The organism is Pseudomonas sp. V98_8, from assembly GCF_029967975.1.
GTDB lineage: Bacteria > Pseudomonadota > Gammaproteobacteria > Pseudomonadales > Pseudomonadaceae > Aquipseudomonas > Aquipseudomonas umsongensis.
Window position 1 is genome coordinate 1 of record NZ_JASCAE010000003.1, and the last position, 26,041, is coordinate 26,041.

A 26,041-nucleotide genomic window follows, 5' to 3' on the forward strand; every position below is an offset into this window, starting at 1 on the left:
AGAGCAAGAGCAAGAGCAAGAGCAAGAGCAAGAGCAAGAGCAAGAGCAAGAGCAAGAGCAAAAAGCAGGGAGGGCTTCTTGCCCTCTTTTCCTTAATTGACTAGCGCTGTAATAGGTGTGCCTGAGGCATAGGTTATAATTGGTGACGTTCCCGTCACAAAGTTAATAGATTATAGAGGTGGTTAATCTCTAAGTCGCGCTTTGGCGATTCGTTCACTATGTTGTGCATGGCGAGTTTCACTCTATATGTACCTATATATATCTGTCGCTAATTAACGATCATTGACCCCTGTCACTACCCCCGCTGCCTGCGCCTCGCGATCCCACTTCTTGACCGTATTCTTGGATATGCCAAGTTTCCTTGCGGTGGTCTTAATTGGAATTCCCTCCCTTATCATCTCTAGCGCCAGCTGCTTCTTAGGGGGCTGTGCGGTGGCGTTTGATTTAGTCTGGTCGTCGTTGGATGCCCAGAACTTGTCGAAGTCGATATCCACATCAACGGTTCGAAGAATTTGTGGGTTGCGTTCTAGGTGCAGTGCAATGCCACGCAGAGCGGTTCTTGCCGCTTCAACCACTCTTTGTAGCTGTCGCGGACCCATCGGCTGGCTGTCATGGTTGAGAAGGTGCTCTGCTGCTGTTGCCACTGAAAGTTCGGGCAGGCGCAGCAACCGTTTCACATCTGCGAGAGCAACGCTGTGTTTACCATTTATTACACCAGGTCCGGTACAGATTGCCCCGAAAGCAAAGTCGTCCAGCCAAGCCATAGAATGTCCTTCAAACTTGAGGGCGTTTAATGCGGTGGCCAGCAGATTATTAATGACCGGAGCTTTTCTTCCTGCCTTAGACTTTGCCTCGGTCTGCTCAATAGCTTGCTTCGGGATCAGTTCAACAACTGGAGCGAGATGCCTGGAGTGCGTTTTTTTGCATTCCACGGGCAGGGGGCTGCCATCTTCATCGACGTACCAGTAGTCCTTGATGGGGTTAGCCTCTACAGGCTTTTCCGTGGCGGGCTCTGGTAAATATGGCATCCTTATATAGTCACCATAATACTCTTTAGTGACTTTGTCGTAGATAGCGTCCCCGATGGTTGCGGTGCGTGCTGCTGCCATCATTTCACGCAGTTTCTGGATGGGACATTCGATGGTTGTAGCTGTGATAGTGCTCGTCTTCATATAGTAATTCCTATTGGTTTATTTCATAGGCAAGCCCTCGGTGTGTTCCGGCTATTGTAAGTTAGGAACGCATAAGCCCATATCGCAGACAGCACGAAGCCCGCTCTGCTCAGCGGCCTATTGGCTTGAACATGGCGAGTAGTGATCAGATAGGGAGAGGTATTGCGGGTGCCAGCTTCAGTGGCTGGTTATGCGGATAATACATGGCGGTAATGGGCTTTCAAGAAAATAGTAATGGGTGAACTGTTGGTAGAATTTCAGCTTAACTAGCTTTGCCTACAGGATAGCGTGCAAGGCCTGCTATGGCGTTATTGTTGTTGCTTCGTGCATGCGGGTTGGTTTAGCTGTCCTCAGCCTCTAGCGAGCTTATAGGGGGCTTGCAGGGGCTTGAATAGCAGGTGTCGCTCATCGACTATTAAACCTTATCGTCGGTTACCTCTTTGCTTCCTTAAAACTTCCGTAAAGTAGCGTTGGTTTCTTTTATAAATGCTTCCACTCTTTCCATTTCTTCTATTTGCACAGCTCCAAAGCCTTGCTACCTGGAGCAAAGTAGTGCCCCGACCTGTGTTAATAGTGCCAGCAACGGCGATATCAAAGAACTCTACTTTTGGTGCGCGATGGAACGTCGAGTAGCTGAGTTTGCTAATGAACTGCCCAACCAAAACTGATGCATTCTGGCTAGGCAGTCTCGGGAATTCAATCAGTCAATGAGGTGAAGAACGTCCCTGACATTCAGATGCGAGTACCGTGCGACGGAGCGTGTATCCCGGTGCCCTGAAACGATCATGATCTGGGCGTTGTTGAATCCCTTCTTTGCGACATTCGTTATTCTTGTATGTCTGAGCTGGTGCAATCGAACACTGCTGTCTAAGCCCGCCTTCACTCGCGCCAATCGCACAGCCTGTGATACGGCATGTGGTGTGACGGTGAATACTTGACCGTTTGCATGTCCCGCCACAGTGGCCGAGAGTTGAGCAAGCTGAAGTATTTCCACTGCACGGTGAGTGAGGGGGACGGACCTTGTCCCGTTTTTCCCGTCGATCACATCGGCAATGCGATCCTTGAGGTGTAGGCAGTCTTTTGTCAGCTTCAGGATTTCAGATCGCCGCATCGCAGTCTCGTAGGCCAGTTCGACTATCAGTCTCATTGTCGGAGACAGCTTCGCCAGAAGCCGCTCAAGCTCGCTTGCACGGATTACTTTGTCTGAAGACTTATCGGGCTTGGGCAGGGCGATGTCACTGACCGGGTTGTGAATGTCGATCAGTAAGCCGCGTTTAGCGAATCGGTAAAACCGCGACATGAATGCGAGCTGCGTCCTGCACGTGGACGGCTTCACCTTTTTCAATCGCATGATCTTGAAGTCATTGATCATCTGCGGGGTGATTTCGTGAATGGGCTGGGTGAAGTGCCTGCCCAGATGCTCCACGATTTTCAGGGCATGGTCGTAGCTGCCTTTTCCCTTGAGCATGGTTTCGCAGTAGGTCATGCCCAGCGTATATACAGTATGGTGCTTGCGATCCATCGTCACGGCTTCGATCTGATTCGCCCATGACTCTGCTTCGGCTTTCGTAGTGAAGGTTTTCGACTGGGGAGGTTTACCTTTAATCCGTACCTGAGCGTTCCAGTTGCCGGACGGGAGTAAGCGGAAATTAGCCATTTTTAACGCCTCATGATGTGAATGGGCGTTCTGTGAAATCCAAGAGCAGCGGGGCTTGGACCTTGCTCCTAGCAGACCTTGACATGGTGGGGGTCGTTGGTTCGAGTCCAATCGCGCCTACCAAACAAAATCCGCTCTGCTGGGCGGTCTGGAAGGGCTCACCGAAAGGTGGGCCCTTTTTTGTTGTCCAGGATTTGAGCCGTGGTTTCAAAACTCGCACCCAAAGCGCCAAAGCCCCCCGCATTACTGATCTGCTTCAATCCCGCCAAGCCCAAATGAAAAGCAATTCGTCTCGCATTGAACTGCCTGCAACCAATTGCATCAAAGCAGGACAGGCGAGCGGACTATTCGTGGGTTCATTGAGGCGGGAGAGTGACGATGGGGAGGCGGGCGACGATCAAGTTCTTTGCGGCGTACCTGTCCATTTGCCTTTTGCTTCAATGGACGATGGTCGAAGCGTCTCCCTGGATAGCCCGCCACGTGCTGCTGCGGTGGATTTTGTAGTTGGAACCTCTGCAAGTGACAGCCGTCCCTTGCTACCGCGATTCAGGCGTAATATAGGCAGTGTTATCTCATCTGAAGGAGTCGCATATGATCTCCGACCAAATGAACAGACAGGCATCCGATCACAAGGCTGTGTGGGATCAATATTTCTGCGCCGCGTTGATCGCCGAAAGCCATCTGACGGCGCCCGTCGTTGGCGCGGTCACCCATGAAGACAGGCAGAATCTGTTGATTGAAAGGGCCAAGGCGCTCGCGGACAAGATGATTGAATGCAGGAAATGACCTGAGCCCAGCCTTCGCGCTGGGCTCTTCACATCGGCGACCTGGCAATCATGCTGGACAATTCAGGTAACCAGTTCGACTTTACCTGTCGCCAGGCGATAAATGCCCCCCACTATTTTCAGCTGGCCCTTGCTGAGCGCATCGGTCAGCAGGGGCGTGGCTTGCTTGAGGCGTTCGATCGAGTTCTTGATGTTTTGCACGGTCGCGTTTTCCACCAGGTCACCTGGACGACCGCTGACCTGCTCGACAGAGGATTTGAGTGCATCTGTCAGTGCAGGGATCTTCCCGGGGAACACCGTGTGATCCTTGACGGCTTTAACGCCAGCCTCGATGGCACCGCAGCGTTCATGGCCCAATACCAGGATCAGGGGGGCGCCGAGCACGGCCACGCCGTATTCGAGGCTTGCAAGGCCTTCGTCGGTGACGAAGTTGCCGGCCAGGCGAACGGCGAAAAGATCGCCCCGTGCGGTATCGAACGCGTATTCCGGGGCGATGCGCGAGTCAGAGCAACTCAGCACCGCCACGAAAGGATTCTGACCGGAAACCAATGCTTCTCGCTCATCCTTGAAGTCGTGGGTTTCGGAGTTACCGCTGACATAGCGTTCGTTGCCCGCCATCAACCTTTTCAGGGCCTCATCCGGGCTGATGACGTTTTTGGGTTTTGGAGGGGCGGAGGTTTTCTCGGCTGCCTGGATTATTCGGCTCGGCAAGGCGCCCGCCAATAGCAGGGCACCTGCTCCCAATCCGGCAAGGCGAAGGAAACGACGACGCTCGTGGGTAGTTGCTGTTGAGTTTGAATCACATGATTCACACATGATGTTGTGTACTCAGGTCACTTCGGTGGGAATGACAGCGGTTGGCGTAGTGCCTCGAAGAGCCTCGGCACTGGAGTGTTGGAGTCTAGTAGACCTGTAACATTATGTTTTTGCGGCAAACCCCGGGTTCATGGGCTACTACTGACAGGCTGATTCAACTTCGTCCTTACAGGAGTTTCCCGATGCTGACTCACTGGTTGCTCGCAGCGATTCATCTTTTGGCGTTTGCGCTTGGATTCTGGGCTGTCCTGGTGCGTGGCACGGCTTTTCGGCGCCTGGCTGTCGGCGCAGGCGAGGCTCGAGATGTATTGATCGCAGACAACATATGGGGCATTTCTGCCCTTGTCCTGCTGGTTACCGGCGGCATGCGCGCTTTTGGCGGCTTAGAAAAAGGCACGGATTACTACCTGCACCAGCCGTTGTTTCATCTCAAGATGACGTTGTTGGTGCTTATCCTGCTACTGGAAATTGCGCCCATGGTGACGTTGATCAAATGGCGGGTTGCACGGTCGCGTGGGGCGGCTATCGATACCTGGCGTGCAACGCTATTTGCACGAATCAGCCATATCGAGGCGGTGCTGGTGTTGCTGATGATGGTGGCGGCGAGCGGGATGGCGCGGGGTTTCACATTCGGCTGACAGAAAGTGAAGGGAAAGCGCAGGCGTGTTGCGCTGGAATCTTTAGCCAGCCGTCGTTGCGGGGCGAACGGGCTGGCTACTGACTACGACAGGATTCAGGTTTGTGGCTTTTCCGGGGCGGTCAGGCCGGCCTGAATGCGCTGGTAAATTTCTTCGCGATGCACTGCGACGTCTTTGGGGGCATTGATGCCAATCCGGACTTGCTGGCCGCTTACGCCCAGGATGGTGATCGTAATGTCATCACCAATGTTTATGCTTTCACCGACTTTGCGGGTGAGTATCAGCATGGTCTTCTCCTTGATTGCTTCGTGGGGCACCTGATTCGGACAGTGCAGAGGTCGGTGTTATGTATAGATTAGTGCGAAGTCTCACGGTTTGGGTGCCTCTTTCTGACGCGCAGATACAGCATTAATTCCCAAGGTGTAACTATACAGAGGCCGTCACTATCATTCTCGTTGTTTTGCGCCCATTTTACGGCACTCGCGAAGTATTCATGAATGCTAAAATCCCCCGCTTTAAGCATTCAGAGGGAAACGCTGTGCGCAAAATGGTCTTGGCAATCGCGGTATTGGCTCTGGCGGGATGCGGTGAGGGCAAGCGCGAGGAGGCACCAAAGCCGCAGCCTGCAGCGGCGACAACGTCGGCGCAGGTGGCGGGGCCACAGTGGGATCTCGAAGTACGGGGCGAAACGCCCCAGGCCGTCAGCGATCTCAGCGGCTGGCTGATCGAGCATAGCTTCATGTCCAACGTGGTCAGGGAAAATGGCAAGACTCGCATCCTGATGGGGCCTTACAACTCCAGGGAAGAAGCCGATGCCAAACAGGCGCAGGTAAATGCCGCGCTCATCAAGGCGAAGAAACAGAACATCGAAGTGCTGGTGCTGGAGCGCCCGACGGCTCAGTGAGGGCCCAGCCGGGCGGCTAAAAAAAAGGCCTGGGGTGTTCAACCCCCAGGCCTTTTTTTACCGCTGGCGTTCAGCCGCAGGCTTTCATGTCGACCGGGCCGACGAACTCGTTGCCGCGCCCCATGACACACGCAACGCTCTGGTTGCGCTGGCGTTCCCAGGCTTGCACCGGGTAGGTCTTGTCCCATGCCTGGTACAGCTGCTGGTCCTGTTTCGACAGGCGCAAACCATATTGCTTGCTCATGTAGAAATAGGTTCGGGCGATCATGCCGCGAATGGACGGGCGGGGCATGACTTTCTTCGCCTTGAAGTCGACCTGGGTCAGGCACGAACCGTATTGGCCCGATTGCTCCGGTAGCCAGCCGAAACTGAAGTTGCTGCGGTCACCATTAACCTCGCCAATGCTGGGCACCAGGTTGTGCAGGTCGGCTTCGGCCTTTTGGTAGGTCGGGTCGTATCGCGTACAGTTTTTACGCCCGCCCTCCTGCCAGCACTGGCGCTGATGCCCGATTTGCCACGCCGGAACAATGTGTTCCCACTCGATGCGGGCGGCACGCTTGGCGTTTTTGCGTGGCACATAACCGCAGGCCGCGAGGTTCACTTTGTTACCGGTGTATTTGCAGCCGCAATAAAACTCGGTGGATTGCGGTGCATACAGCTTCCAGGCGACTTTCTTGGCCTCGCTGAACGTGCGTGGCGCATCAGCCTGGGCCCCCATCGCGAGCAACAGGAGCAGCAGGGCAAAACAACGGACACTCATCGACTCAGTCTTCCTTCGGCACTACCCAGAAAATCTGCACACCACCATCGTCGCGGTAGGCGAGGGTGACGTTGTCGTTCTCGTCGATTTCTTCGAGCAGGCGTTCCCATTCATCCACGGGCTCGTCTGGAAGGCGGAAGATCAGGGCTGCCCTGGCTTTTTGAGCGGTTGGGCCGTTGATGATTTTCTGAACGCGCAGGCCCATGCGCACATAGGTGTCTGGTGAGGCGGAGGTGGTGTCCACAGGATTATCCTTATTAAGCTGTACGTGCATACAGTATTTAACTGTAAGCATTTTCGCAACTGCTTAAAATTCAAGAGAATCCTCTGACAGTGGTTTTTACCGATTGGTGTAGGAACAAACGAGTTTTTTTGTCAGGCGGGAGTGACGAGAGATGCCCGACCGGAGTCGGTCGGGCGAGGGGCGAATCAATATTCCCAGAACATCCGCTGCAGCTCTTTGCTGTCATTGGTCTTGGTCAGCGCGACCATCGCCAGGATCCGGGCTTTCTGCGGGTTCAGGTCATGCGCCACCACCCAGTCATATTTGTCGTCAGGCTGTTCGGCGTTACGCAGGACAAAACCACCGGCATTGACGTGGGAAGAGCGGATGATCTGCACGCCATCCTTGCGCAGGGCTTGCAAGGCTGGAACGACCCGGGAAGAGACTGAGCCATTGCCGGTGCCGGCATGGATGATGGCCTTGGCACCCGACTGGGCCAGTGCCTTGTAGGCGGTGTCGCTTACGTTGCCGTAGGAGTAGGCGATTTCGACGTCAGGCAAGCTCTGGATGTTCTTGATGTCGAATTCCGAGTCCATGGTGTGGCGCTTGGACGGGAGGCGGAACCAGTAGGATTTGCCTTCGACCACCATACCGAGAGGGCCCCAGGCGCTTTTAAACGCTTCGGTCTTGATGTTGATCATTTTGCTGACATCGCGACCCGACTGGATTTCGTCGTTCATGGTCACCAGCACGCCTTTGCCACGCGCGTCCTTGCTGCTGGCCACGGCGACGGCGTTGTACAGGTTCAGCATGCCGTCGGCGGACATTGCGGTACCCGGGCGCATGGAGCCCACGACAATGATGGGCTTGTCGGTTTTTTCCACCAGGTTGAGGAAATATGCGGTTTCTTCCAGGGTGTCGGTGCCGTGGGTGATCACGATGCCATCGACGTCCTTGCTGTCCGCCAGTTCGGCAACACGACGGCCCAGTTGCAACAGGTTGTCGTTGGTGATGCTTTCGGAGGCGATCTGCATGACCTGTTCGCCGCGGACATTGGCCAGTTCGCTGAGCTGCGGTACCGCGGCAATCAATTGTTCGATGCCGACTTTCGCCGCTTGATAGGTGGCGCTGTTGGCGGCGCTGGCGCCTGCACCGGCGATGGTGCCGCCGGTCGCCAGGACCACGACATTCGCCAGTTTCTGTTGAGTTTCGACTTCTTTTGCCTGAAGGGCGGCGGGCAGGAGCAGCAAGAGGGCCAAGGTGCCCGGAATAAGGTTTTTCAAAGCAGATGTCATTATTTTTCTCTCTTGTAGTGACGGTGCTGATGCAGGTTCATCTAGATGCGCCCCAAATGGATCTGAAGCCGTGGGGTGCAGGAGAAAAAGCACGACCCGTACCAGTTACAACCGGAATCAGAAAAAAATCGTAACACGTTGATTTGTTTATAAATTTAAACAAGTGGTTGAGCGGCGATCTTCCTGTGTTGTCCGGCTTTCCGACTGTTCGTGGATTTTTCATTCGGCTTTCCGAAAAGGATTACGGCTCCCATTTAAATATCGGCGTTAAAGAAATCGGCCGGCAGGTCGATGCTTCAGTGAAGAATCATCTACAAGGAGTTCACATGTCGTTGACGGTCGGTTTGCCACATTCAGCGGTTGTTAATATCGGCGGGAAATCAGCGGCTGCCGCAGATACCTTGAGTGACGCGGCATCGGTGCAGCAGTCCGTTGAGCCCGTGCAGGATGAAAAGCCTGTCCGAATGGAGCAGGGCGCGCAGGCGGGTGAAAACGCCGAAGGCACCGGCAGCCAGCAAAGCGTTGCGGCGCAATTGCTGCTCAAGCGCATGCAGGAACTGCAAGAGCAACTGCGTGAGCAACAGCAGCAACTGGCGGCTGCCCAGGCCGCGTCTTTTCAGTCTGAAGAGGCCAAGGCCGTGGCCGTGATGGCGCTCCAGTCACAGATTGCCGATACGTTGTCGGCATTGATGCAGGTGGCCGCCAGCCTGGCAAAAGAGTTGACCGGTTCCGGCAGTATTGTCAGCACTACGGCGTGACCAGGTGTGCTGGTAGCTATATGCAACCTGCGGACGAGGTATGACGGTCGTTGACAAATTCCGGCAAGCTTCGCATAGTCAGGGTTCGCAAACGTTTGCGACATCTCTATATGCCGCCCCGACGTTGCTCACAATAATCATAAGATCGGAGTGAACCCATGAAGCTGCCATTCGCTGGACGTCTTCTTGCTGTCGCAATACTGGCTGGCGCAACCGCCGCGCTGCCTGTTTCTTCGGCGTTCGCACAGGCGCCTGAAAAGCCAAAAGTCGCGCTGGTGATGAAGTCCCTGGCCAACGAATTCTTCCTGACCATGGAAGACGGCGCCAAGGCGTATCAGAAAGATCACTCCGATGAGTTCGAGCTCATCTCCAACGGCATCAAGGACGAAACGGACACGGCCAACCAGATCCGCATCGTCGAGCAAATGATTGTGTCGAGGGTCAATGCGCTGGTGATCGCGCCGGCTGATTCCAAGGCCATGGTGCCGGTGATCAAAAAAGCCGTCGACGCCGGCATTACCGTGATCAACATCGACAACCAGCTCGACCCGGCCGTGGTCAAGAGCAAGAACATCAGTGTGCCGTTCGTAGGCCCGGATAACCGCAAAGGCGCGCGCCTGGTGGGTGAGTACCTGGCCAAAAAGCTCAAGGCCGGTGACGAAGTCGGCATCATCGAGGGGGTGTCCACCACCACCAATGCCCAAGCCCGTACCGCAGGTTTCAAGGATGCGATGGAGGCGGCGCAGATCAAGGTCGTGTCCGTGCAATCGGGCGACTGGGAAATCAACAAGGGCAACCAGGTGGCGTCCTCGATGCTCAGCGAATACCCGAACATCAAGGCCCTGCTCGCCGGCAACGACAGCATGGCGGTGGGCGTGGTGTCTGCCGTGCGTGCCGCGGGCAAGGCTGGCCAGGTCCAGGTGGTCGGTTACGACAACATCAATGCCATCAAGCCGATGCTCAAGGATGGCCGCGTCCTGGCCACCGCCGATCAGTTTGCCGCCAAGCAGGCGGTGTTCGGCATCGAGACCGCGTTGAAGATCATCAAGGGCGAGAAAGTCGACAGCGGCGCCAACGGCGTGATCGAAACTCCGGTAGAGCTGGTTACACAGTAAATTTCCGGCGACGCAATGACGCTCGCCATCCCGGCGAGCGCCTGGAGAGCCTTATGTCTGTTAGCGCCCCGCACGCTGTCCTCTCGGTCAGCGACATTGGCAAGACTTACGCGCAGCCGGTCCTGGCCGGCATCAACCTCACGCTCATGCGCGGTGAGGTGCTCGCGCTGACCGGCGAGAACGGCGCCGGCAAAAGTACGTTGTCGAAGATTATCGGCGGGCTGGTCACGCCGACTACTGGCCAGATGCAGTTTCAGGGGCGCGATTACCGCCCGGGCAGTCGCACCCAGGCCGAAGAGCTGGGGATCCGCATGGTCATGCAGGAGCTCAATCTGTTGCCGACCCTGTCGGTGGCGGAAAACCTGTTCCTGCACAAACTGCCCAGCACTGCTGGCTGGATCAATCGCAAGCAACTGCGCCTGGCTGCGATCGAGGCCATGGCTCAGGTCGGGCTCGATGCGATCGACCCGGACACCCTGGTGGGCGAGCTGGGCATCGGTCATCAGCAGATGGTCGAGATCGCGCGCAACCTGATCGGTGATTGCCACGTGCTGATCCTCGATGAGCCGACCGCGATGCTCACCGCCCGTGAAGTCGAAATGCTCTTCGAACAGATTACACGCCTGCAGGCCCGGGGCGTGTCGATCATCTATATTTCCCACCGCCTCGAAGAGCTTGCGCGGGTGGCCCAGCGCATTGCGGTCCTGCGTGACGGTCACCTGGTGTGTGTCGAGCCGATGGCCAACTACAACAGTGAGCAACTGGTCACGCTGATGGTCGGGCGCGAACTGGGTGAACATATCGACATGGGGCTGCGGGACATCGGCGCCACGGCCTTGACGGTCAAGGGGCTGACCCGCGCCGACAAAGTACGTGACGTGTCCTTCGAGGTGCGGGCTGGTGAGATCTTCGGCATTTCCGGATTGATCGGGGCAGGGCGCACCGAATTGCTGCGATTGATCTTCGGGGCCGACACCGCGGACAGCGGCACGGTGGCGCTCGGTTCTCCCGCAAAGGTGGTGAGTATCCGTTCGCCGGTGGACGCGGTTGGGCATGGCATCGCCTTGATCACCGAAGACCGCAAGGGCGAGGGCCTGCTGCTGACGCAATCGATCGGCGCGAACATTGCGCTGGGTAACATGCCGGTTATTTCCAGCGGTGGCCTGGTCAATCCTGACGCCGAAGCGGGGCTGGCCCAGCGGCAGATCGACGCCATGCGTATCCGCAGTTCCGGGCCGGCGCAGTTGGTGTCCGAGTTGTCCGGTGGTAACCAGCAGAAGGTAGTCATCGGTCGCTGGCTGGAGCGTGATTGCTCGGTGCTGCTGTTTGACGAGCCGACCCGGGGCATCGATGTCGGCGCCAAGTTCGACATTTACGCGCTGCTCGGTGAATTGACCCGCCAGGGCAAGGCCTTGGTGGTGGTGTCCAGTGACCTGCGCGAACTGATGTTGATCTGCGACCGCATCGGCGTGCTCTCGGCGGGGCGTCTGATCGACACCTTCGAGCGCGACAGCTGGACCCAGGACGATTTGCTTGCCGCCGCGTTCGCCGGCTACCAAAAACGTGATGCGCTGCTCAACGAAGCGGCGCCTAGGGATCTTCAATGAAAACCGTAACTACGGCCGGCCCACGCAGCGGCAATTTCTATGGGCTGGGCACTTACCTGGGGCTGGCCGGTGCCTTGCTGGCCATGGTGGTGCTGTTCTCGCTCCTGAGCAGCCATTTCCTCTCCTACAACACCTTCAGCACCCTTGCCAACCAGATTCCGGACTTGATGGTCCTGGCGGTCGGGATGACCTTCGTGCTGATCATCGGCGGCATCGACCTGTCGGTGGGGTCGGTGTTGGCGCTGGCCGCGTCGACGGTCAGCGTGGCGGTTCTCGGTTGGGGCTGGAGCGTGCTGCCGGCGGCGTTGCTCGGCATGGCGGCTGCCGCGTTGGCGGGGACCGTCACCGGTTCGATCACCGTGGCCTGGCGCATTCCTTCGTTCATCGTGTCCCTGGGTGTGCTGGAGATGGCCCGGGGCGTGGCGTACCAGATGACCGGTTCGCGCACAGCCTACATCGGCGACGCCTTTGCCTGGCTGTCCAATCCGATCGCCTTCGGGATTTCGCCCTCGTTCATCATCGCCTTGCTGATCATTTTCATCGCCCAGGCCGTGTTGACCCGTACCGTGTTCGGGCGCTACCTGATCGGCATCGGCACCAACGAAGAGGCGGTGCGCCTGGCGGGGATCAACCCCAAGCCCTACAAGATCCTGGTGTTCAGCCTGATGGGGTTGCTGGCCGGTATTGCCGCGCTGTTCCAGATTTCTCGACTGGAAGCGGCGGACCCCAATGCCGGCTCCGGGCTGGAGCTGCAAGTGATCGCCGCCGTGGTGATTGGCGGCACCAGTCTGATGGGTGGGCGCGGCTCGGTCATCAGCACCTTCTTCGGCGTGCTGATCATTTCGGTATTGGCGGCTGGCCTGGCGCAGATCGGCGCCACCGAGCCGACCAAACGCATCATCACTGGCGCCGTGATCGTGGTGGCGGTAGTGCTGGATACTTATCGCAGTCAGCGCGCAAGCCGGCGGACCTGAGTCATGGCAACGATCAAGGATGTAGCAGCATTGGCGGGGATTTCCTACACCACGGTTTCCCATGTGGTGAACAAGACCCGGCCGGTGAGTGAAGAAGTACGGGTCAAGGTCGAGGCCGCAATCAAGACCCTCGACTATGTGCCCAGCGCCGTCGCCCGGTCCCTCAAGGCCAAGACCACGGCAACCATCGGCCTGCTGGTGCCCAACAGCCTCAACCCGTATTTCGCCGAGCTGGCGCGGGGTATCGAGGACTACTGCGAGCGAAGTGGCTACTGTGTGATCCTGTGCAATTCGGACGACAACCCGGACAAGCAGCGCAGTTACCTGCGGGTATTGCTGGAGAAGCGCATCGACGGCCTGATCGTCGCTTCGGCCGGTGGTGATGGTGGGTTGGCCCAAGGCCTGGCGGCCGTACGCACGCCGATGGTGATCGTTGACCGAGGGCTCGAAGGCGTCGACGCGGACCTTGTGCGCATCGATCACGAGTACGGCGCCTACCTGGCCACGCGGCATCTGCTGGAGTTGGGGCATCGGGATATCGCCACCATCAGCGGCCCTGCAACCACCAGTGTGGCGCAGATGCGCTTGGCCGGCTTTTGCCGGGCCCTTGAAGAGGCGGGTATCCGTCTTGCGCGCGGGCGCATGCTCGAAAGCGATTTCACCAGCACTGGTGGCTACAGCGCCGCCGCTGTGCTTCTGGAAAACAATCCGCCCAGTGCGATTTTCGCCGCCAACGACATGATCGGTATCGGCGTGCTGCGTGCCGCCGCCGAGCGCAATATCCGCGTACCGACGGACCTTTCCGTCATCGGCTTCGACGATATCCAGATGAGCCGCTATGTCTATCCGGCACTGACCACCGTGGGCCAGTCGATCCTGCAACTGGGCGAAATGGCGGCCGGGGTGCTGCTGCGCCGGATTGCCAAGCCGGACCTGGCAACCGAACAACGTATCGTGACCCCCAGCATCGTCTTGCGCGAATCGACCGCGCCGTTGGCCGGGGTGTTCGCACAGTATCGTTAAATGAAAAGCATCGCTAAATCCCGAGCAGCGCTGAAACAGTCTTGATGAGTAGTAATGTATGTCCGCAAAAGTAGTGGTAGTCGGCAGCTTGAACATGGACCTGGTGACCCGGGCGTCGCGCTTGCCCCGTGGTGGAGAAACACTGATCGGCCAGTCCTTTGCGACGGTCTGTGGCGGCAAGGGTGCGAACCAGGCCGTGGCGGCAGCGCGCCTCGGCGCGCAGGTGTCGATGGTGGGCTGCGTGGGCAGCGATGCCTACGGCCAGGTGTTGCGCCAGGCATTGTTGGACGAGGGCATCGATTGTCGGGCGGTCAGCGCCGTGGAAGGTACCAGTGGCGTGGCCTTGATCGTGGTCGACGACAACAGCCAGAACGCCATCGTGATTGTCGCCGGGGCCAACGGCGCACTGACGCCAGCGGTGCTCGGCTGTTTCGATGCGGCGCTGCAGGAGGCGGATGTGATCATCTGTCAGCTGGAAATACCTGACGCAACGGTTGGCCATGCGCTCAAGCGCGGTCGTGAGCTGGGCAAGACCGTTATCCTCAACCCTGCGCCGGCCAGTCGACCGCTGCCGCCGCAGTGGTATGCGTCCATCGACTACCTGATTCCCAACGAGAGTGAAGCGGCAGCGCTCAGCGGCTTGCCGGTGGACTCTCTGCAAACGGCGCAGATCGCGGCTACTCGACTGATCGAAATGGGCGCCGGCAAGGTCATCATCACCCTCGGCGCCCAGGGGTCGTTGTTTGCCGATGGCAAAGGCTTCGAACATTTCCCGGCGCCGAGCGTGAAGGCGCTCGACACCACGGCGGCCGGCGATACCTTCGTTGGTGGCTTCGCCGCGGCGTTGGTGGCCGGGATGAGCGAAGCGCAAGCGATACGTTTCGGCCAGGTCGGCGCCGCATTGTCGGTCACCCGGGCTGGCGCGCAACCCTCGATTCCCACCCTGGCCGATGTGCAGGCGTTTAAAACACCATGAAAAAGACTCCTCTACTCAATGTCGCGCTGTCGCGGCTTATCGCTTCCCTGGGCCATGGCGACAAGGTGGTGATCGGCGATGCGGGTCTGCCCGTACCGCCAGGCGTCGAACTGATCGACCTGGCCTTGACCCAGGGCGTTCCGGATTTCGTCACTACCCTGAAAGTCGTGCTCAGCGAAATGCAGGTCGAAAGCCATGTGCTGGCGCAAGAAATCCTCGAGAAACGGCCGTCGGTACTGGCGACCCTGGACGCGCTGGAGGTCGAAGGTGCATTGGGGCGGCGCGAACTGCTCAGCCATGAGCGATTCAAGGCTCTCAGTCAACAGGCGCGGGCGATTGTGCGCACCGGCGAATGCCAGCCTTATTGCAATATCGTGCTGGTGGCCGGGGTAACGTTCTGATGAGTAACACCACCGGCGCCCAGTCGGCACAACCGATCGACTTGATTATCGATACCGATCCCGGTGCCGACGACGTGATTGCCTTGCTGTTTGCCCTGGCGTCGCCGCAAGAACTGAACGTGCGCGCATTGACCACCGTCGCCGGCAACGTACGCCTGGACAAAACCTCGCGCAATGCACGGCTCGCCCTCGAGTGGGCCGGGTGTGAACACGTGCCGGTGTATGCCGGGGCATCGAAGCCGCTGGTGCGCAAGCCTGTCTATGCCGAGCACGTCCACGGCGAGGAAGGTTTGCCGGGTGTTGTGGTCCATGAGCCGAAGAGGGGGCTGGCCGAGGGTAGTGCGATCGACTTCCTCATCGACACGTTACTGGCCGCCACGCCCCATAGCATGACCATCGCCATGCTGGGGCCGCAGACCAACCTCGCCCTGGCGCTGCTGCGCGAGCCGCAGATTGTCCAGGGCATCAAGCAGGTGGTGGTCATGGGCGGTGCGCATTTCAACGGCGGTAACATCTCGCCGGTGGCCGAATTCAACCTGTTCGCCGATCCACACGCGGCCGAGGTGGTCCTCAAGAGTGGCGCAGACCTGGTCTACCTGCCGCTGGACGTGACCCACAAGATTCTTACCAGTGACGCGCGCCTCGAGCAGATAGCGGCGTTGAACAACAAGGCCGGCAAGCTGGTGGGCGATATCCTGCAAGCGTGTATTGGTGGTGACATGGAGCGCTATGGCATTCCCGGTGGCCCGGTGCATGACGCCACGGTTATCGCCTACCTGCTCAAGCCGGCGCTGTTCAGTGGCCGTTCGGTCAACGTGGTGGCCGACAGCCGCGAAGGTCCGACGTTTGGCCAGACCATCGTCGACTGGTATGACAGTCTCAACGCGCCGAAGAACGCCTTCTGGGTTGACAGCGGTGACGCCCAAGGCTTCTTCGATTTGTTGATCGAGCGCCTGGCGCGCCTGTAGGGGCGAGCATGCTCGCTCTTACAGGGAAGCGAGTACCAGGCTGCCTTCACGCCCAGAGGCTTTCTCTCACTGCGAATGCCCGGTGCGCGAGTGTTTTTCGAAGATCTGGTCGATAAAAGAGCGTGCCGCTTCGGTGCCCAGATCCTTGACCAGCAGGTCGATGCCAATGATGGCCAGCTCTTCCGGGCTACCGGGGCTGTAGGAAATATGGCCGTCTGGCCATTTGATCTTGATGTCGGCTTCGATGCTCACGGTGGTCATGGACAGGGCTCGGGAGTCAGGGAGAATGGTGAGTGCCGAGTTAATCACTTTGCGATGCTTTTGGCACTGCGACTTAGGCATGTGCGCAGGGCTATGCGACACTTGGTCTTTGATGGCTATTCCAGGATTGTGCTGTGCAGATCGATTTGAACACTCCCGATGGCTTGACTCTTGAAGCGGTGCGCCAAATGTTGGCAGCAGCCAGCGACGATGAGCACACGCAATTGCGCGTGACCAAGGGCGGCATCGCCTATATTTCTTCGGGTGTCGTGGGTGGCAGCGATATCGACGGCTTGCTGTTTCGCCTGGAAACCTGGGCGAAAGGGTCTGGCTATGTCGGACGGGTGGCGGCCAGTGACGAAGTCTGGGTCATGCAAATCTACAATGCGTTGAAGGATAACTGGCCAAAACCGGCCTTTGACTACATTGACGTTTATTGAATGCCGTTCATATTCAGTCACGATTGAATGATGAAGGGCAGGGCGTTGCTCAGGCAAACTTGCCGTTTGTCCGTTGTGAAGGACGGGGGTGCCTGGCTCCCCGTGAAACCAAACGCCGAAATGGCGGTCGCAAGAATTCAGCTAAATCATCGAATAAGGAGGCGTCATGCCTTGGAAGCTCGCGTCATTGGGTACTGTGCTGGCTGCTGCCATGCTGGCCGGTTGCAGCACGGGAACCACCGAGCCGACTGACCCGGCCACTACCACTGAGTCCGGTCATAGCCGTTGCGAGGCCAAGGCGGCCGAATTCGCCATCGGCAAGCAAGCGTCGCCCCAGCTGCTCGAGCAGGCGCGCACCCGTGCAGGCGCGCAGAACGCGCGATTCCTGCAGCCAAACGACATGGTGACGCTGGAGTATCGTTCTGACCGCCTGAATCTCAACACCGATGCCAATCGGGTCGTCACCCGCGTCAACTGCGGCTGATCGAACAAGCTTTATAGCGCCCACAAAAAACCCCGTCACATGGACGGGGTTTTTTTAGTGCGCCTGGAAATTACTCTGGGCGAACTTGAGCAGCTTGCATACCCTTTTGGCCTTTCTCAGCCACGAAGGAAACAGTCTGGCCTTCTTTCAGGCTTTTGAAACCGTCGCTTTCGATAGCTTTGAAGTGTACGAACAGGTCGTCACCGCCACCTTGAGGAGTGATGAAGCCGAAGCCTTTTTCATCGTTGAACCATTTAACGGTGCCGGTTTGGCGATTAGACATGGTGTATCTCCAAGAAACATATATTTTCAGTAGTACTGTGCTGCTCAGGCCAACTGGGCACACCCGAGTATCATAGTCGAAATGTTCGCTTTGGGAGCCCCCCGCAGCGGTTGTTTGCCCTGCAGTCGCACATTCTTTGTTCGCTGATTGGGCTGAAAGCCCCGTATTTAAAGGCTTTTAGCCCAAAGTAAAGGTAAGAAAAAAACCTGTAAAACCTGCACAATTTGTAGGAAAAAGCGTTTTCCCGAGGGTTTTCACCGGCTGAAAACGCTTTTACAGCACGTTTTCAGGCTTATTTTTTCGCCGCAGGGGCGGCCTTGCACTTGGCTATCTTGCCCAAGGCCTCTTGTTTCAGAGTGTCGCTGGCCTGGTTGTCCATCAGTGCCTGCAGGTCTTTGGCCGGGTACGACTTGATAGCGTCGGCGCCGCAGGCGCAGTGGGATTTTGCCGCTGCGGCGCCGATCTGTGGCGTGGCGGCCTGGGTGCACTGGGCCATGTACTTCTCGCGCTCACCCTTCGGCCAGTCGGCGTGGGCGGCCAGCGGAAGCAGCAGGACGATGGGTGCGACTACAGCGAATAAGCGATTTAGACGCATGCCGGGATGCTCCTTATGGGGGAATGTCTTGTTATCTGAGGGGTAAAACGCGGTTCAAGTTCAGCACTCTGGCACAAAAACCGCAGTTTCGCCTCGACGCAAGGCCTCGACGCCGCCATGACCGTTCATCTGTGCTAGCATGCCTCGCTCGGGCGTTCGCAGGCGCCGGTCGACCTTCAGTCCCGGCCGCGGCAGATGTCCGAATAACCCTGATTTGAATCCCAGTCACTCTGATTCGATTTTCCGGTTGGCCGCAAGGCTCCTGCCGCTGTAAGGCAGGCGTTCGTCATTGAATGGCCTGGATCGGATCTTGTACTGGCTCATCCCAACCCACGTGACCTTTGGTAGGGGTCACCACTAGGAGAGGAGGCGCCATGCCAACTATTACTCTTCCCGACGGCAGTCAACGTTCATTCGATCACCCGGTTTCCGTAGCCGAGGTCGCCGCATCCATTGGTGCCGGCCTGGCCAAGGCCACGGTAGCGGGCAAGGTCGATGGCAAGCTGGTCGACGCCAGCGACATCATCAGCAGCGACGCCACGCTGCAAATCATCACGCCAAAGGATGAAGAGGGGCTGGAGATCATTCGCCACTCTTGCGCCCACCTGGTCGGTCATGCGGTCAAGCAACTGTACCCGACGGCCAAGATGGTCGTTGGTCCGGTCATCGACGAAGGCTTCTATTACGACATCGCCTTCGAGCGTCCTTTCACCCCGGACGACCTGGCCGCCATCGAACAGCGCATGCAGCAGCTGATCGAAAAAGATTACGACGTGATCAAGAAAGTCACTCCGCGCGCCGAAGTGATCGAAGTGTTCAAGGCCCGCGGCGAGGACTACAAGCTGCGCCTGGTCGAGGACATGCCGAACGAGCAGGCCATGGGCCTGTACTATCACGAAGAATACGTCGACATGTGCCGCGGTCCGCACGTGCCGAACACGCGTTTCCTGAAATCGTTCAAGCTGACCAAGCTGTCCGGCGCCTACTGGCGTGGCGATGCCAAGAACGAGCAATTGCAGCGCGTCTACGGCACCGCGTGGGCCGACAAGAAGCAGCTGGCAGCCTACATCCAGCGCATCGAAGAAGCTGAAAAGCGCGATCACCGCAAGATCGGCAAGCGCCTGGGCCTGTTCCACACCCAGGAAGAGTCGCCGGGCATGGTGTTCTGGCACCCGAACGGCTGGACCCTGTACCAGGTGCTCGAGCAGTACATGCGCAAGGTGCAGCGCGACAACGGCTACCTGGAGATCAAGACGCCCCAGGTCGTTGACCGCAGCCTGTGGGAGAAATCCGGGCACTGGGCCAACTACGCCGACAACATGTTCACCACCCAGTCGGAAAACCGCGACTACGCCATCAAGCCAATGAACTGCCCTTGCCACGTGCAAGTGTTCAACCAGGGCCTGAAAAGCTACCGCGAGCTGCCGATGCGCCTGGCCGAGTTCGGTGCCTGCCACCGTAACGAGCCATCGGGTGCGCTGCACGGCATCATGCGTGTGCGCGCATTCACCCAGGACGACGCCCACATCTTCTGCACCGAAGAGCAGATGCAGGCTGAATCCGCTGCGTTCATCAAGCTGACCATGGACGTCTACGCCGATTTCGGCTTTAAAGATGTCGAGATGAAGCTGTCCACTCGTCCGGAAAAACGCGTGGGTTCCGACGAGCTGTGGGATCGCGCCGAAGCGGCCTTGGCTGCAGCCCTTGATAGTGCTGGCCTGCCGTATGATCTGCAGCCGGGTGAGGGAGCGTTCTACGGTCCGAAGATCGAATTCTCGCTAAAAGATTGCCTTGGCCGTGTCTGGCAGTGTGGTACTCTGCAGCTCGATTTTAACCTGCCTGTGCGTCTGGGTGCCGAATTCGTCTCCGAAGACAACAGCCGCAAGCATCCGGTGATGTTGCATCGGGCGATCCTGGGCTCCTTCGAACGTTTCGTTGGAATCCTGATCGAGCACTACGAGGGTGCATTCCCTGCGTGGCTGGCTCCGACCCAGGCAGTGATCATGAATATCACTGATAAGCAGGCAGATTTTGCTGCTGAAGTGGAAAAAACTCTCAACGAAAGCGGGTTTCGTGCCAAGTCTGACTTGAGAAATGAAAAGATCGGCTTTAAAATCCGCGAGCATACCTTGCTCAAGGTTCCCTATCTCTTGGTTATCGGAGATCGGGAAGTCGAGATGCAGACTGTCGCTGTGCGTACTCGTGAAGGTGCTGACCTGGGCTCTATGCCCGTCGCCCAGTTCGCTGAGTTCCTCGCGCAAGCGGTTTCCCGGCGTGGTCGCCAAGATTCGGAGTAATTATTATTAAGCGTGAAATGAGACAAGATAAACGAACTGCACCGAAAGCCCCGATCAACGAGAATATCTCGGCACGCGAGGTTCGGTTAATTGGGGCTGAAGGTGAACAGCTCGGGATTGTGTCAATTGAAGACGCGCTTCTTAAGGCTGAAGAGGCCAAGCTGGATCTGGTGGAGATTTCCGCCGATGCAGTACCACCTGTTTGCAAACTGATGGACTACGGCAAATCGATCTTCGAGAAGAAGAAGCAGATTGCTGCGGCCAAGAAAAACCAGAAGCAGATCCAGGTTAAAGAAATCAAGTTTCGTCCAGGGACGGAGGAAGGGGATTACCAGGTAAAACTGCGCAACCTGGTACGTTTCCTGAGTGATGGGGACAGGGCCAAGGTATCCTTGCGATTCCGCGGCCGTGAGATGGCCCACCAGGAGCTGGGGATGGAACTGCTCAAGCGAGTTGAAGGTGACTTGCTGGAGTACGGTTCGGTCGAACAGCATCCTAAGATGGAAGGACGCCAGCTGATCATGGTCATCGCCCCGAAAAAGAAGAAGTAATCAACAGGGCACGGCAGGCCTTCTGATTATGTTTATCAACTGAATGCGGAGTATCCGAACATGCCAAAAATGAAGACCAAAAGTGGTGCTGCTAAGCGGTTTCTGAAAACTGCTAACGGTATCAAGCACAAGCACGCTTTCAAGAGCCACATCCTGACCAAAATGTCGACCAAGCGTAAGCGTCAACTGCGCGGTAGCAGCTTGCTGCATCCGTCTGACGTGGCAAAAGTCGAGCGCATGCTGCGCCTTCGTTAATTTTAGTCAAGAATAGAGGAAGTAACTCATGGCTCGTGTAAAGCGTGGCGTCATTGCCCGTAAGCGTCACAAAAAAATTCTGAAACTTGCTAAAGGCTACTACGGCGCACGCTCCCGCGTATTCCGTGTTGCCAAGCAAGCGGTAATCAAGGCAGGCCAATACGCCTACCGTGACCGTCGTCAGAAAAAACGTCAGTTCCGCGCTCTGTGGATCGCTCGTATCAACGCTGGTGCTCGTATCAACGGTCTGTCCTACAGCCGTTTCATCGCCGGCCTGAAAAAAGCGTCCATCGAGATCGACCGTAAGGTTCTGGCTGATCTGGCAGTGAACGAAAAAGCGGCGTTTGCTGCGATTGTCGAGAAAGCTAAAGCCACCTTGGCTTAAGTACCCCCGACAGTCACCGGGCCTCACCTCTGTGGGGTCAGGTGTTAAACGTCATAAATAGGGGAAGAGCCTTCAAGCTCTTCCCCTATTTTGTATCTGGAGTCTGTACATGGAAAACCTGGATGCGCTCGTCTCTCAAGCACTAGAGGCTGTGCAAAGCGCTGAAGATATCAATGCCCTGGAGCAAATCCGGGTTCACTACCTTGGCAAGAAGGGCGAGTTGACTCAGGTGATGAAGACCCTGGGGAATTTGCCGGCAGAAGAGCGTCCGCAAGTCGGCGCCCTGATCAACGTTGCCAAGGAGCGTGTCACAGAGGTCCTCAATGCCCGCAAGGCACTGTTTGAAGAGGCCGACATGGCCGCCAAACTGTCTGCCGAGTCCATTGACGTGACCCTGCCTGGCCGTGGCCAGGCCTCGGGTGGTCTGCATCCGGTTACTCGCACTCTGGAACGTATCGAACAGTTCTTCACCCATATCGGCTACGGCATTGCCGAGGGCCCTGAGGTCGAAGACGACTACCACAACTTCGAAGCGCTCAACATCCCTGGCCATCACCCGGCCCGGTCGATGCATGACACCTTCTATTTCAATGCCAACATGTTGCTGCGCACCCATACCTCCCCGGTACAGGTCCGCACCATGGAGTCGAAACAGCCACCGATCCGCATCGTCTGCCCAGGCCGTGTGTACCGTAGCGACTCGGATATCACCCACTCGCCGATGTTCCACCAGGTCGAAGGCCTGCTGGTCGATCGCGACATCAATTTCGCCGACCTCAAAGGCACCATCGAAGAATTCCTGCGGGTGTTCTTCGAGAAAGAACTGGCCGTGCGTTTCCGTCCTTCCTACTTCCCGTTCACCGAGCCGTCGGCCGAAGTCGACATGGAATGCGTGATGTGCAGCGGCAAAGGCTGCCGCGTCTGCAAGCAGACCGGCTGGCTGGAAGTGATGGGCTGCGGCATGGTTCACCCGAACGTGCTGCGCATGTCCGGGATCGACCCGGAAGAGTTTTCGGGCTTCGCCTTCGGCATGGGCGTCGAGCGTCTGGCCATGCTGCGTTACGGCGTGAACGACTTGCGTCTGTTCTTCGACAACGACTTGCGGTTCCTCGCGCAATTTCGCTAGTCGTAACGAATTCTTAGGAGAGCAGGATGAAATTCAGTGAACAATGGCTGCGTGGCTGGGTAAGCCCGCAGGTAAGTCGCGACGAGCTGGTTGCCCGTCTGTCGATGGCCGGTCTTGAAGTCGATAGCGTGACGCCGGCCGCCGGCGAATTCACCGGTGTGATCGTTGGCGAGGTGCTGAGCACCGAGCAGCACCCGGACGCCGACAAGCTGCGCGTTTGTCAGGTCAGCAATGGCTCGGAGACCTTCCAGGTGGTTTGCGGCGCGCCAAACGTGCGCCCGGGCCTGAAGATCCCGTTCGCCACCCTCGGTGCCGAACTGCCAGGCGACTTCAAGATCAAGAAAGCCAAGCTGCGTGGCGTCGAATCCAACGGCATGCTGTGCTCCCAAGCCGAGCTGCAAGTGGGCGAGGGCAACGACGGCCTGATGGAACTGCCGGCCGATGCGCCGGTAGGCCAGGACATTCGTGAGTACCTGGGCCTGGACGACGCCAGCATCGAAGTCGACCTGACGCCGAACCGTGGTGACTGCCTGTCCCTGGCCGGCCTGGCCCGCGAAGTCGGCGCGCTGTATGCCACGCCGGTCACTCGTCCGGTAGTCGCCACTGTCGCGGCTGTGCACGATGAAGTGCGTTCGGTGGAAGTGCTGGCCCCTGCCGCCTGCCCGCGTTACCTGGGTCGCGTGATCCGTAACGTCGACCTGTCCAAGGCAACTCCGCTGTGGATGGTCGAGCGCCTGCGCCGTGCCGACGTGCGCAGCATCGACGCCGCCGTCGATATCACCAACTACGTGATGCTGGAGCTGGGTCAACCGCTGCACGCCTTCGATCTCGCCGAAATCAATGGCGGCATCCGCGTGCGCATGGCCGAGGAAGGCGAGAAACTGGTTCTGCTCGACGGCCAGGAAGTCAGCCTGCGTAGCGATACGCTGGTGATCGCCGACCATACCCGTGCCCTGGCAATCGCCGGCGTCATGGGCGGCGAGCACAGTGGCGTGAACACCGCGACCACTCGCGATATCTTCCTGGAAAGCGCGTTCTTCGATCAGATCGCTGTCGCTGGCAAGGCCCGTTCCTATGGCCTGCACACCGACGCATCGCACCGCTACGAGCGCGGTGTGGACTGGCAACTGGCCCGTGAAGCCATGGAGCGCGCCACTGGCCTGCTGCTGGAAATCACCGGTGGCGAAGCCGGCCCGATCATCGAGACCGTCAGCGAACAGCACCTGCCGAAGATTGCCCCGGTCACCCTGCGTGCCCAGCGCATCACCCAGATGCTGGGCATGGAAATGGATGCGGCCGAAGTCGAGCGTCTGCTCAACGCCTTGGGCCTGACCGTTACTGCCGATGGGGCAGGGCAGTGGCGCGTAGAAGTGCCAAGCCATCGTTTCGATATCAGCCTGGAAGTCGACCTGATCGAAGAACTGGCTCGCCTGTACGGCTACAACCGCCTGCCGGTTCGTTACCCGCAAGCGCGCCTGGCACCGCAAGCTAAGGCCGAAGCCCGTAGTGACCTGCCTGAACTGCGCCGTCTGCTGGTCGCCCGTGGTTACCAGGAAGCGATTACCTACAGCTTCATCGATCCGAAACAGTTCGAGCTGTTCAATCCAGGTGTCGAGCCGCTGCTGCTGGCCAACCCGATCTCGAACGACATGGCCGCCATGCGCTCGTCCTTGTGGCCCGGCCTGGTCAAGGCGCTGTCGCACAACCTGAACCGCCAGCAGGATCGCGTTCGTCTGTTCGAAAGCGGCCTGCGTTTCGTCGGTCAGCTCGAAGGGCTCAAGCAAGAGCCGATGCTCGCCGGCGTCGTGTGCGGCAGCCGTCTGCCGGAAGGTTGGGCGCAGGGTCGCGATACGGTCGACTTCTTCGACGTCAAGGCTGACGTGGAAGCGGTGTTGGGCTTTGCCGGTGCTCTGGATGCCTTCAGTTTCGTGCCGGGCAAACACCCTGCGCTGCACCCGGGTCAAACCGCGCGCATCGAGCGCGAAGGTCGCCTGGTCGGTTTTGTTGGCGCCATCCATCCAGAGCTGTCGAAAACCTTGGGCCTGGATCGTCCAGTCTTCGTTTTCGAGCTGGTCCTGGCGGAAGTGGCCTCGGGCAAAATGCCTAAATTCCAAGAGTTGTCGCGCTTTCCTGAAGTGCGTCGTGACCTTGCACTGATTGCGCACAAAGACGTCGCTGCCGCGGCAGTACTCGACGTAATCCGTGAAAATGCAGGCGAATGGCTGACAGACCTCAGGCTATTTGACGTGTATCAGGGTAAAGGCATTGATCCTGATAGAAAAAGCCTCGCAGTTGGCTTGACCTGGCAGCATCCATCGCGCACTCTTAATGACGATGAGGTGAATTCTACGACGCAAAACATCCTCACCTCGCTCGAACAAAGGTTGGACGCCACGTTAAGGAAGTGACGTATGGGGGCTTTGACGAAAGCTGAGATGGCGGAACGTCTGTATGAAGAGCTGGGCCTGAACAAGCGGGAAGCCAAGGAATTGGTAGAGCTGTTTTTCGAGGAAATCAGGCACGCTCTTGAAGACAACGAGCAGGTCAAATTGTCCGGTTTCGGCAATTTCGACCTTCGGGACAAACGCCAGCGGCCTGGCCGCAACCCGAAAACGGGGGAAGAAATCCCGATCACGGCTCGCCGTGTGGTCACCTTTCGTCCAGGGCAGAAGTTGAAGGCCCGAGTTGAGGCTTATGCTGGAACCAAGTCATAACGACGAACTTCCCGTCATCCCAGGCAAACGCTACTTCACCATTGGTGAAGTCAGCGAGCTGTGTGCGGTAAAACCACACGTGCTGCGCTACTGGGAGCAGGAGTTTCCTCAACTCAACCCCGTCAAACGCCGCGGAAACCGCCGGTATTATCAGCGCCAGGACGTGCTGATGATCCGGCAGATCCGCGCGCTGCTGTACGATCAGGGTTTCACCATCGGCGGGGCACGCTTGCGCCTGTCCGGCGATGAAGCCAAAGATGACACCACCCAGTACAAACAGATGATCCGGCAGATGATTGCCGAGCTCGAAGACGTGCTGGTTGTGCTCAAGAAATAAATTTATGCTTTTAAATACTTCCAGTTTTCAAAAGCTTGCGATATATTCTTGAGCGTTCCTCGAGATGAGGAACAGGTAACACGCCTAGTCGGGGCGTAGCGCAGTCCGGTAGCGCACTAGCATGGGGTGCTAGGGGTCGAGTGTTCGAATCACTCCGTCCCGACCATATTTTTCAATGACTTAGCCCAACTTTCGCGAGTTGGGCTTTTTCATGTGCGTGACTTTTGCGTGACTTCCCGAT

31 protein-coding genes and 1 tRNA gene are annotated in these 26,041 nt (G+C 57.8%); 22 read left to right on the forward strand and 10 right to left on the reverse strand.

Annotation, left to right across the window (positions count from 1 at the left end; all coding sequences use genetic code 11):
* Positions 1-272: 272 nt before the first annotated feature.
* Both QLG10_RS02885 and QLG10_RS02890 read right to left on the reverse strand, forming a co-directional pair.
* Positions 273-1,172 carry a helix-turn-helix domain-containing protein gene (locus tag QLG10_RS02885; protein WP_282485455.1) on the reverse strand — a complete coding sequence of 300 codons (900 nt, stop codon included), beginning with the start codon at positions 1,170-1,172 and terminating at the stop codon, positions 273-275.
* Positions 1,173-1,872: 700 nt separating this feature from the next.
* Positions 1,873-2,829 (reverse strand): site-specific integrase, encoded by a 957-nt coding sequence (locus tag QLG10_RS02890; RefSeq protein WP_282485456.1) that lies wholly within the window; start codon positions 2,827-2,829, stop codon positions 1,873-1,875.
* 591 nt (positions 2,830-3,420) lie between these two features.
* On the opposite strand from QLG10_RS02890, the gene QLG10_RS02895 reads away from it, so the two are divergent.
* A complete protein-coding gene (locus QLG10_RS02895) occupies positions 3,421-3,615 on the forward strand; it encodes a hypothetical protein (RefSeq protein WP_020799087.1) in 195 nt (64 codons plus the stop codon).
* A gap of 62 nt (positions 3,616-3,677) precedes the next feature.
* On the opposite strand, the gene QLG10_RS02900 is transcribed toward QLG10_RS02895, so the two are convergent.
* Entirely contained in the window at positions 3,678-4,430 is a 753-nt protein-coding gene (locus tag QLG10_RS02900) for a carbonic anhydrase (protein ID WP_110753896.1), read from the reverse strand.
* Positions 4,431-4,612: 182 nt separating this feature from the next.
* Here QLG10_RS02900 and QLG10_RS02905 point away from each other — a divergent pair, with 182 nt between their 5' ends.
* Positions 4,613-5,068 (forward strand): DUF2214 family protein, encoded by a 456-nt coding sequence (locus tag QLG10_RS02905; protein ID WP_110753894.1) that lies wholly within the window; start codon positions 4,613-4,615, stop codon positions 5,066-5,068.
* A 95-nt stretch (positions 5,069-5,163) separates the two neighbouring features.
* On the opposite strand, the gene csrA is transcribed toward QLG10_RS02905, so the two are convergent.
* Positions 5,164-5,355 (reverse strand): carbon storage regulator CsrA, encoded by a 192-nt coding sequence (gene csrA / locus QLG10_RS02910; protein ID WP_008057174.1) that lies wholly within the window; start codon positions 5,353-5,355, stop codon positions 5,164-5,166.
* Positions 5,356-5,606: 251 nt separating this feature from the next.
* Between csrA and QLG10_RS02915 the strand changes: the two genes are divergently transcribed.
* Positions 5,607-5,972 (forward strand): SPOR domain-containing protein, encoded by a 366-nt coding sequence (locus QLG10_RS02915; protein WP_110753892.1) that lies wholly within the window; start codon positions 5,607-5,609, stop codon positions 5,970-5,972.
* Between the two features lie 70 nt (positions 5,973-6,042).
* On the opposite strand, the gene QLG10_RS02920 is transcribed toward QLG10_RS02915, so the two are convergent.
* The 3 genes from QLG10_RS02920 to QLG10_RS02930 all read right to left on the reverse strand — a co-directional run bounded on the left by QLG10_RS02920 (position 6,043) and on the right by QLG10_RS02930 (position 8,250).
* Positions 6,043-6,732: an endonuclease I family protein gene (locus tag QLG10_RS02920; protein ID WP_282485457.1), complete on the reverse strand. Its 690-nt coding sequence runs from the start codon at positions 6,730-6,732 to the stop codon at positions 6,043-6,045.
* 4 nt (positions 6,733-6,736) lie between these two features.
* Positions 6,737-7,027, reverse strand: coding sequence for a DUF1654 domain-containing protein (locus QLG10_RS02925; protein WP_282485458.1), 291 nt, complete (start codon positions 7,025-7,027; stop codon positions 6,737-6,739).
* 134 nt (positions 7,028-7,161) lie between these two features.
* Positions 7,162-8,250, reverse strand: a complete 1,089-nt coding sequence (locus QLG10_RS02930; protein ID WP_110753888.1) for an asparaginase — start codon at positions 8,248-8,250, stop codon at positions 7,162-7,164.
* A 326-nt stretch (positions 8,251-8,576) separates the two neighbouring features.
* Here QLG10_RS02930 and QLG10_RS02935 point away from each other — a divergent pair, with 326 nt between their 5' ends.
* From QLG10_RS02935 to QLG10_RS02970, 8 genes are all read left to right on the forward strand, one after another.
* Entirely contained in the window at positions 8,577-9,008 is a 432-nt protein-coding gene (locus QLG10_RS02935) for a hypothetical protein (protein WP_110753886.1), read from the forward strand.
* A 158-nt stretch (positions 9,009-9,166) separates the two neighbouring features.
* On the forward strand, positions 9,167-10,123 hold the full coding sequence (locus QLG10_RS02940; RefSeq protein ID WP_110753884.1) for a sugar ABC transporter substrate-binding protein: 957 nt from the start codon (positions 9,167-9,169) through the stop codon (positions 10,121-10,123).
* A gap of 53 nt (positions 10,124-10,176) precedes the next feature.
* A complete protein-coding gene (locus tag QLG10_RS02945) occupies positions 10,177-11,730 on the forward strand; it encodes a sugar ABC transporter ATP-binding protein (protein WP_282485459.1) in 1,554 nt (517 codons plus the stop codon).
* Complete coding sequence (locus tag QLG10_RS02950) at positions 11,727-12,704, forward strand: ABC transporter permease (protein WP_282485460.1); 978 nt, start codon at positions 11,727-11,729, stop codon at positions 12,702-12,704. Before QLG10_RS02945 ends, QLG10_RS02950 begins: the two co-directional genes overlap by 4 nt.
* A gap of 3 nt (positions 12,705-12,707) precedes the next feature.
* Positions 12,708-13,727, forward strand: coding sequence for a LacI family DNA-binding transcriptional regulator (locus QLG10_RS02955; protein WP_282485461.1), 1,020 nt, complete (start codon positions 12,708-12,710; stop codon positions 13,725-13,727).
* A 58-nt stretch (positions 13,728-13,785) separates the two neighbouring features.
* Positions 13,786-14,703, forward strand: coding sequence for a ribokinase (rbsK, locus tag QLG10_RS02960; protein ID WP_110753875.1), 918 nt, complete (start codon positions 13,786-13,788; stop codon positions 14,701-14,703).
* Positions 14,700-15,104 carry a D-ribose pyranase gene (gene rbsD, locus QLG10_RS02965; RefSeq protein ID WP_110753873.1) on the forward strand — a complete coding sequence of 135 codons (405 nt, stop codon included), beginning with the start codon at positions 14,700-14,702 and terminating at the stop codon, positions 15,102-15,104. The genes rbsK and rbsD overlap by 4 nt, the downstream gene beginning before the upstream one ends.
* On the forward strand, positions 15,104-16,072 hold the full coding sequence (locus QLG10_RS02970) for a nucleoside hydrolase (RefSeq protein ID WP_282485462.1): 969 nt from the start codon (positions 15,104-15,106) through the stop codon (positions 16,070-16,072). The genes rbsD and QLG10_RS02970 overlap by 1 nt, the downstream gene beginning before the upstream one ends.
* 66 nt (positions 16,073-16,138) lie before the next feature.
* Here the strand turns inward: QLG10_RS02970 and QLG10_RS02975 are convergent, their stop codons facing one another.
* Positions 16,139-16,333, reverse strand: a complete 195-nt coding sequence (locus QLG10_RS02975) for a hypothetical protein (protein WP_020799072.1) — start codon at positions 16,331-16,333, stop codon at positions 16,139-16,141.
* A gap of 134 nt (positions 16,334-16,467) precedes the next feature.
* On the opposite strand from QLG10_RS02975, the gene QLG10_RS02980 reads away from it, so the two are divergent.
* Positions 16,468-16,773: a hypothetical protein gene (locus QLG10_RS02980; RefSeq protein ID WP_020799071.1), complete on the forward strand. Its 306-nt coding sequence runs from the start codon at positions 16,468-16,470 to the stop codon at positions 16,771-16,773.
* 166 nt (positions 16,774-16,939) lie between these two features.
* A complete protein-coding gene (locus tag QLG10_RS02985; protein WP_110753868.1) occupies positions 16,940-17,257 on the forward strand; it encodes an I78 family peptidase inhibitor in 318 nt (105 codons plus the stop codon).
* Between the two features lie 70 nt (positions 17,258-17,327).
* Here QLG10_RS02985 and QLG10_RS02990 read toward each other — a convergent pair whose 3' ends face one another.
* Positions 17,328-17,540, reverse strand: coding sequence for a cold-shock protein (locus QLG10_RS02990; RefSeq protein WP_003179963.1), 213 nt, complete (start codon positions 17,538-17,540; stop codon positions 17,328-17,330).
* Between the two features lie 292 nt (positions 17,541-17,832).
* On the reverse strand, positions 17,833-18,135 hold the full coding sequence (locus QLG10_RS02995) for a hypothetical protein (protein ID WP_020799069.1): 303 nt from the start codon (positions 18,133-18,135) through the stop codon (positions 17,833-17,835).
* A gap of 374 nt (positions 18,136-18,509) precedes the next feature.
* Between QLG10_RS02995 and thrS the strand changes: the two genes are divergently transcribed.
* From thrS to QLG10_RS03040, 9 genes are all read left to right on the forward strand, one after another.
* Positions 18,510-20,432 (forward strand): threonine--tRNA ligase, encoded by a 1,923-nt coding sequence (gene thrS, locus QLG10_RS03000; protein ID WP_282485463.1) that lies wholly within the window; start codon positions 18,510-18,512, stop codon positions 20,430-20,432.
* Positions 20,432-20,983: a translation initiation factor IF-3 gene (gene infC, locus QLG10_RS03005; protein WP_172435703.1), complete on the forward strand. Its 552-nt coding sequence runs from the start codon at positions 20,432-20,434 to the stop codon at positions 20,981-20,983. Before thrS ends, infC begins: the two co-directional genes overlap by 1 nt.
* Before the next feature lie 60 nt (positions 20,984-21,043).
* Entirely contained in the window at positions 21,044-21,238 is a 195-nt protein-coding gene (gene rpmI / locus QLG10_RS03010; RefSeq protein ID WP_002553160.1) for a 50S ribosomal protein L35, read from the forward strand.
* Between the two features lie 28 nt (positions 21,239-21,266).
* Entirely contained in the window at positions 21,267-21,623 is a 357-nt protein-coding gene (rplT, locus tag QLG10_RS03015; protein WP_007905879.1) for a 50S ribosomal protein L20, read from the forward strand.
* 109 nt (positions 21,624-21,732) lie between these two features.
* The gene (gene pheS / locus QLG10_RS03020) at positions 21,733-22,749 is read left to right on the forward strand and encodes a phenylalanine--tRNA ligase subunit alpha (RefSeq protein ID WP_020799067.1); all 1,017 of its coding nucleotides are present in this window, start codon (positions 21,733-21,735) and stop codon (positions 22,747-22,749) included.
* A 26-nt stretch (positions 22,750-22,775) separates the two neighbouring features.
* Positions 22,776-25,157: a phenylalanine--tRNA ligase subunit beta gene (gene pheT, locus QLG10_RS03025; protein ID WP_282485464.1), complete on the forward strand. Its 2,382-nt coding sequence runs from the start codon at positions 22,776-22,778 to the stop codon at positions 25,155-25,157.
* Between the two features lie 3 nt (positions 25,158-25,160).
* The gene (ihfA, locus tag QLG10_RS03030; protein WP_002553164.1) at positions 25,161-25,463 is read left to right on the forward strand and encodes an integration host factor subunit alpha; all 303 of its coding nucleotides are present in this window, start codon (positions 25,161-25,163) and stop codon (positions 25,461-25,463) included.
* Positions 25,444-25,800, forward strand: a complete 357-nt coding sequence (locus QLG10_RS03035; protein WP_003179985.1) for a MerR family transcriptional regulator — start codon at positions 25,444-25,446, stop codon at positions 25,798-25,800. The genes ihfA and QLG10_RS03035 overlap by 20 nt, the downstream gene beginning before the upstream one ends.
* Before the next feature lie 89 nt (positions 25,801-25,889).
* Positions 25,890-25,966, forward strand: a tRNA-Pro gene (locus QLG10_RS03040).
* Positions 25,967-26,041 lie beyond the last annotated feature (75 nt).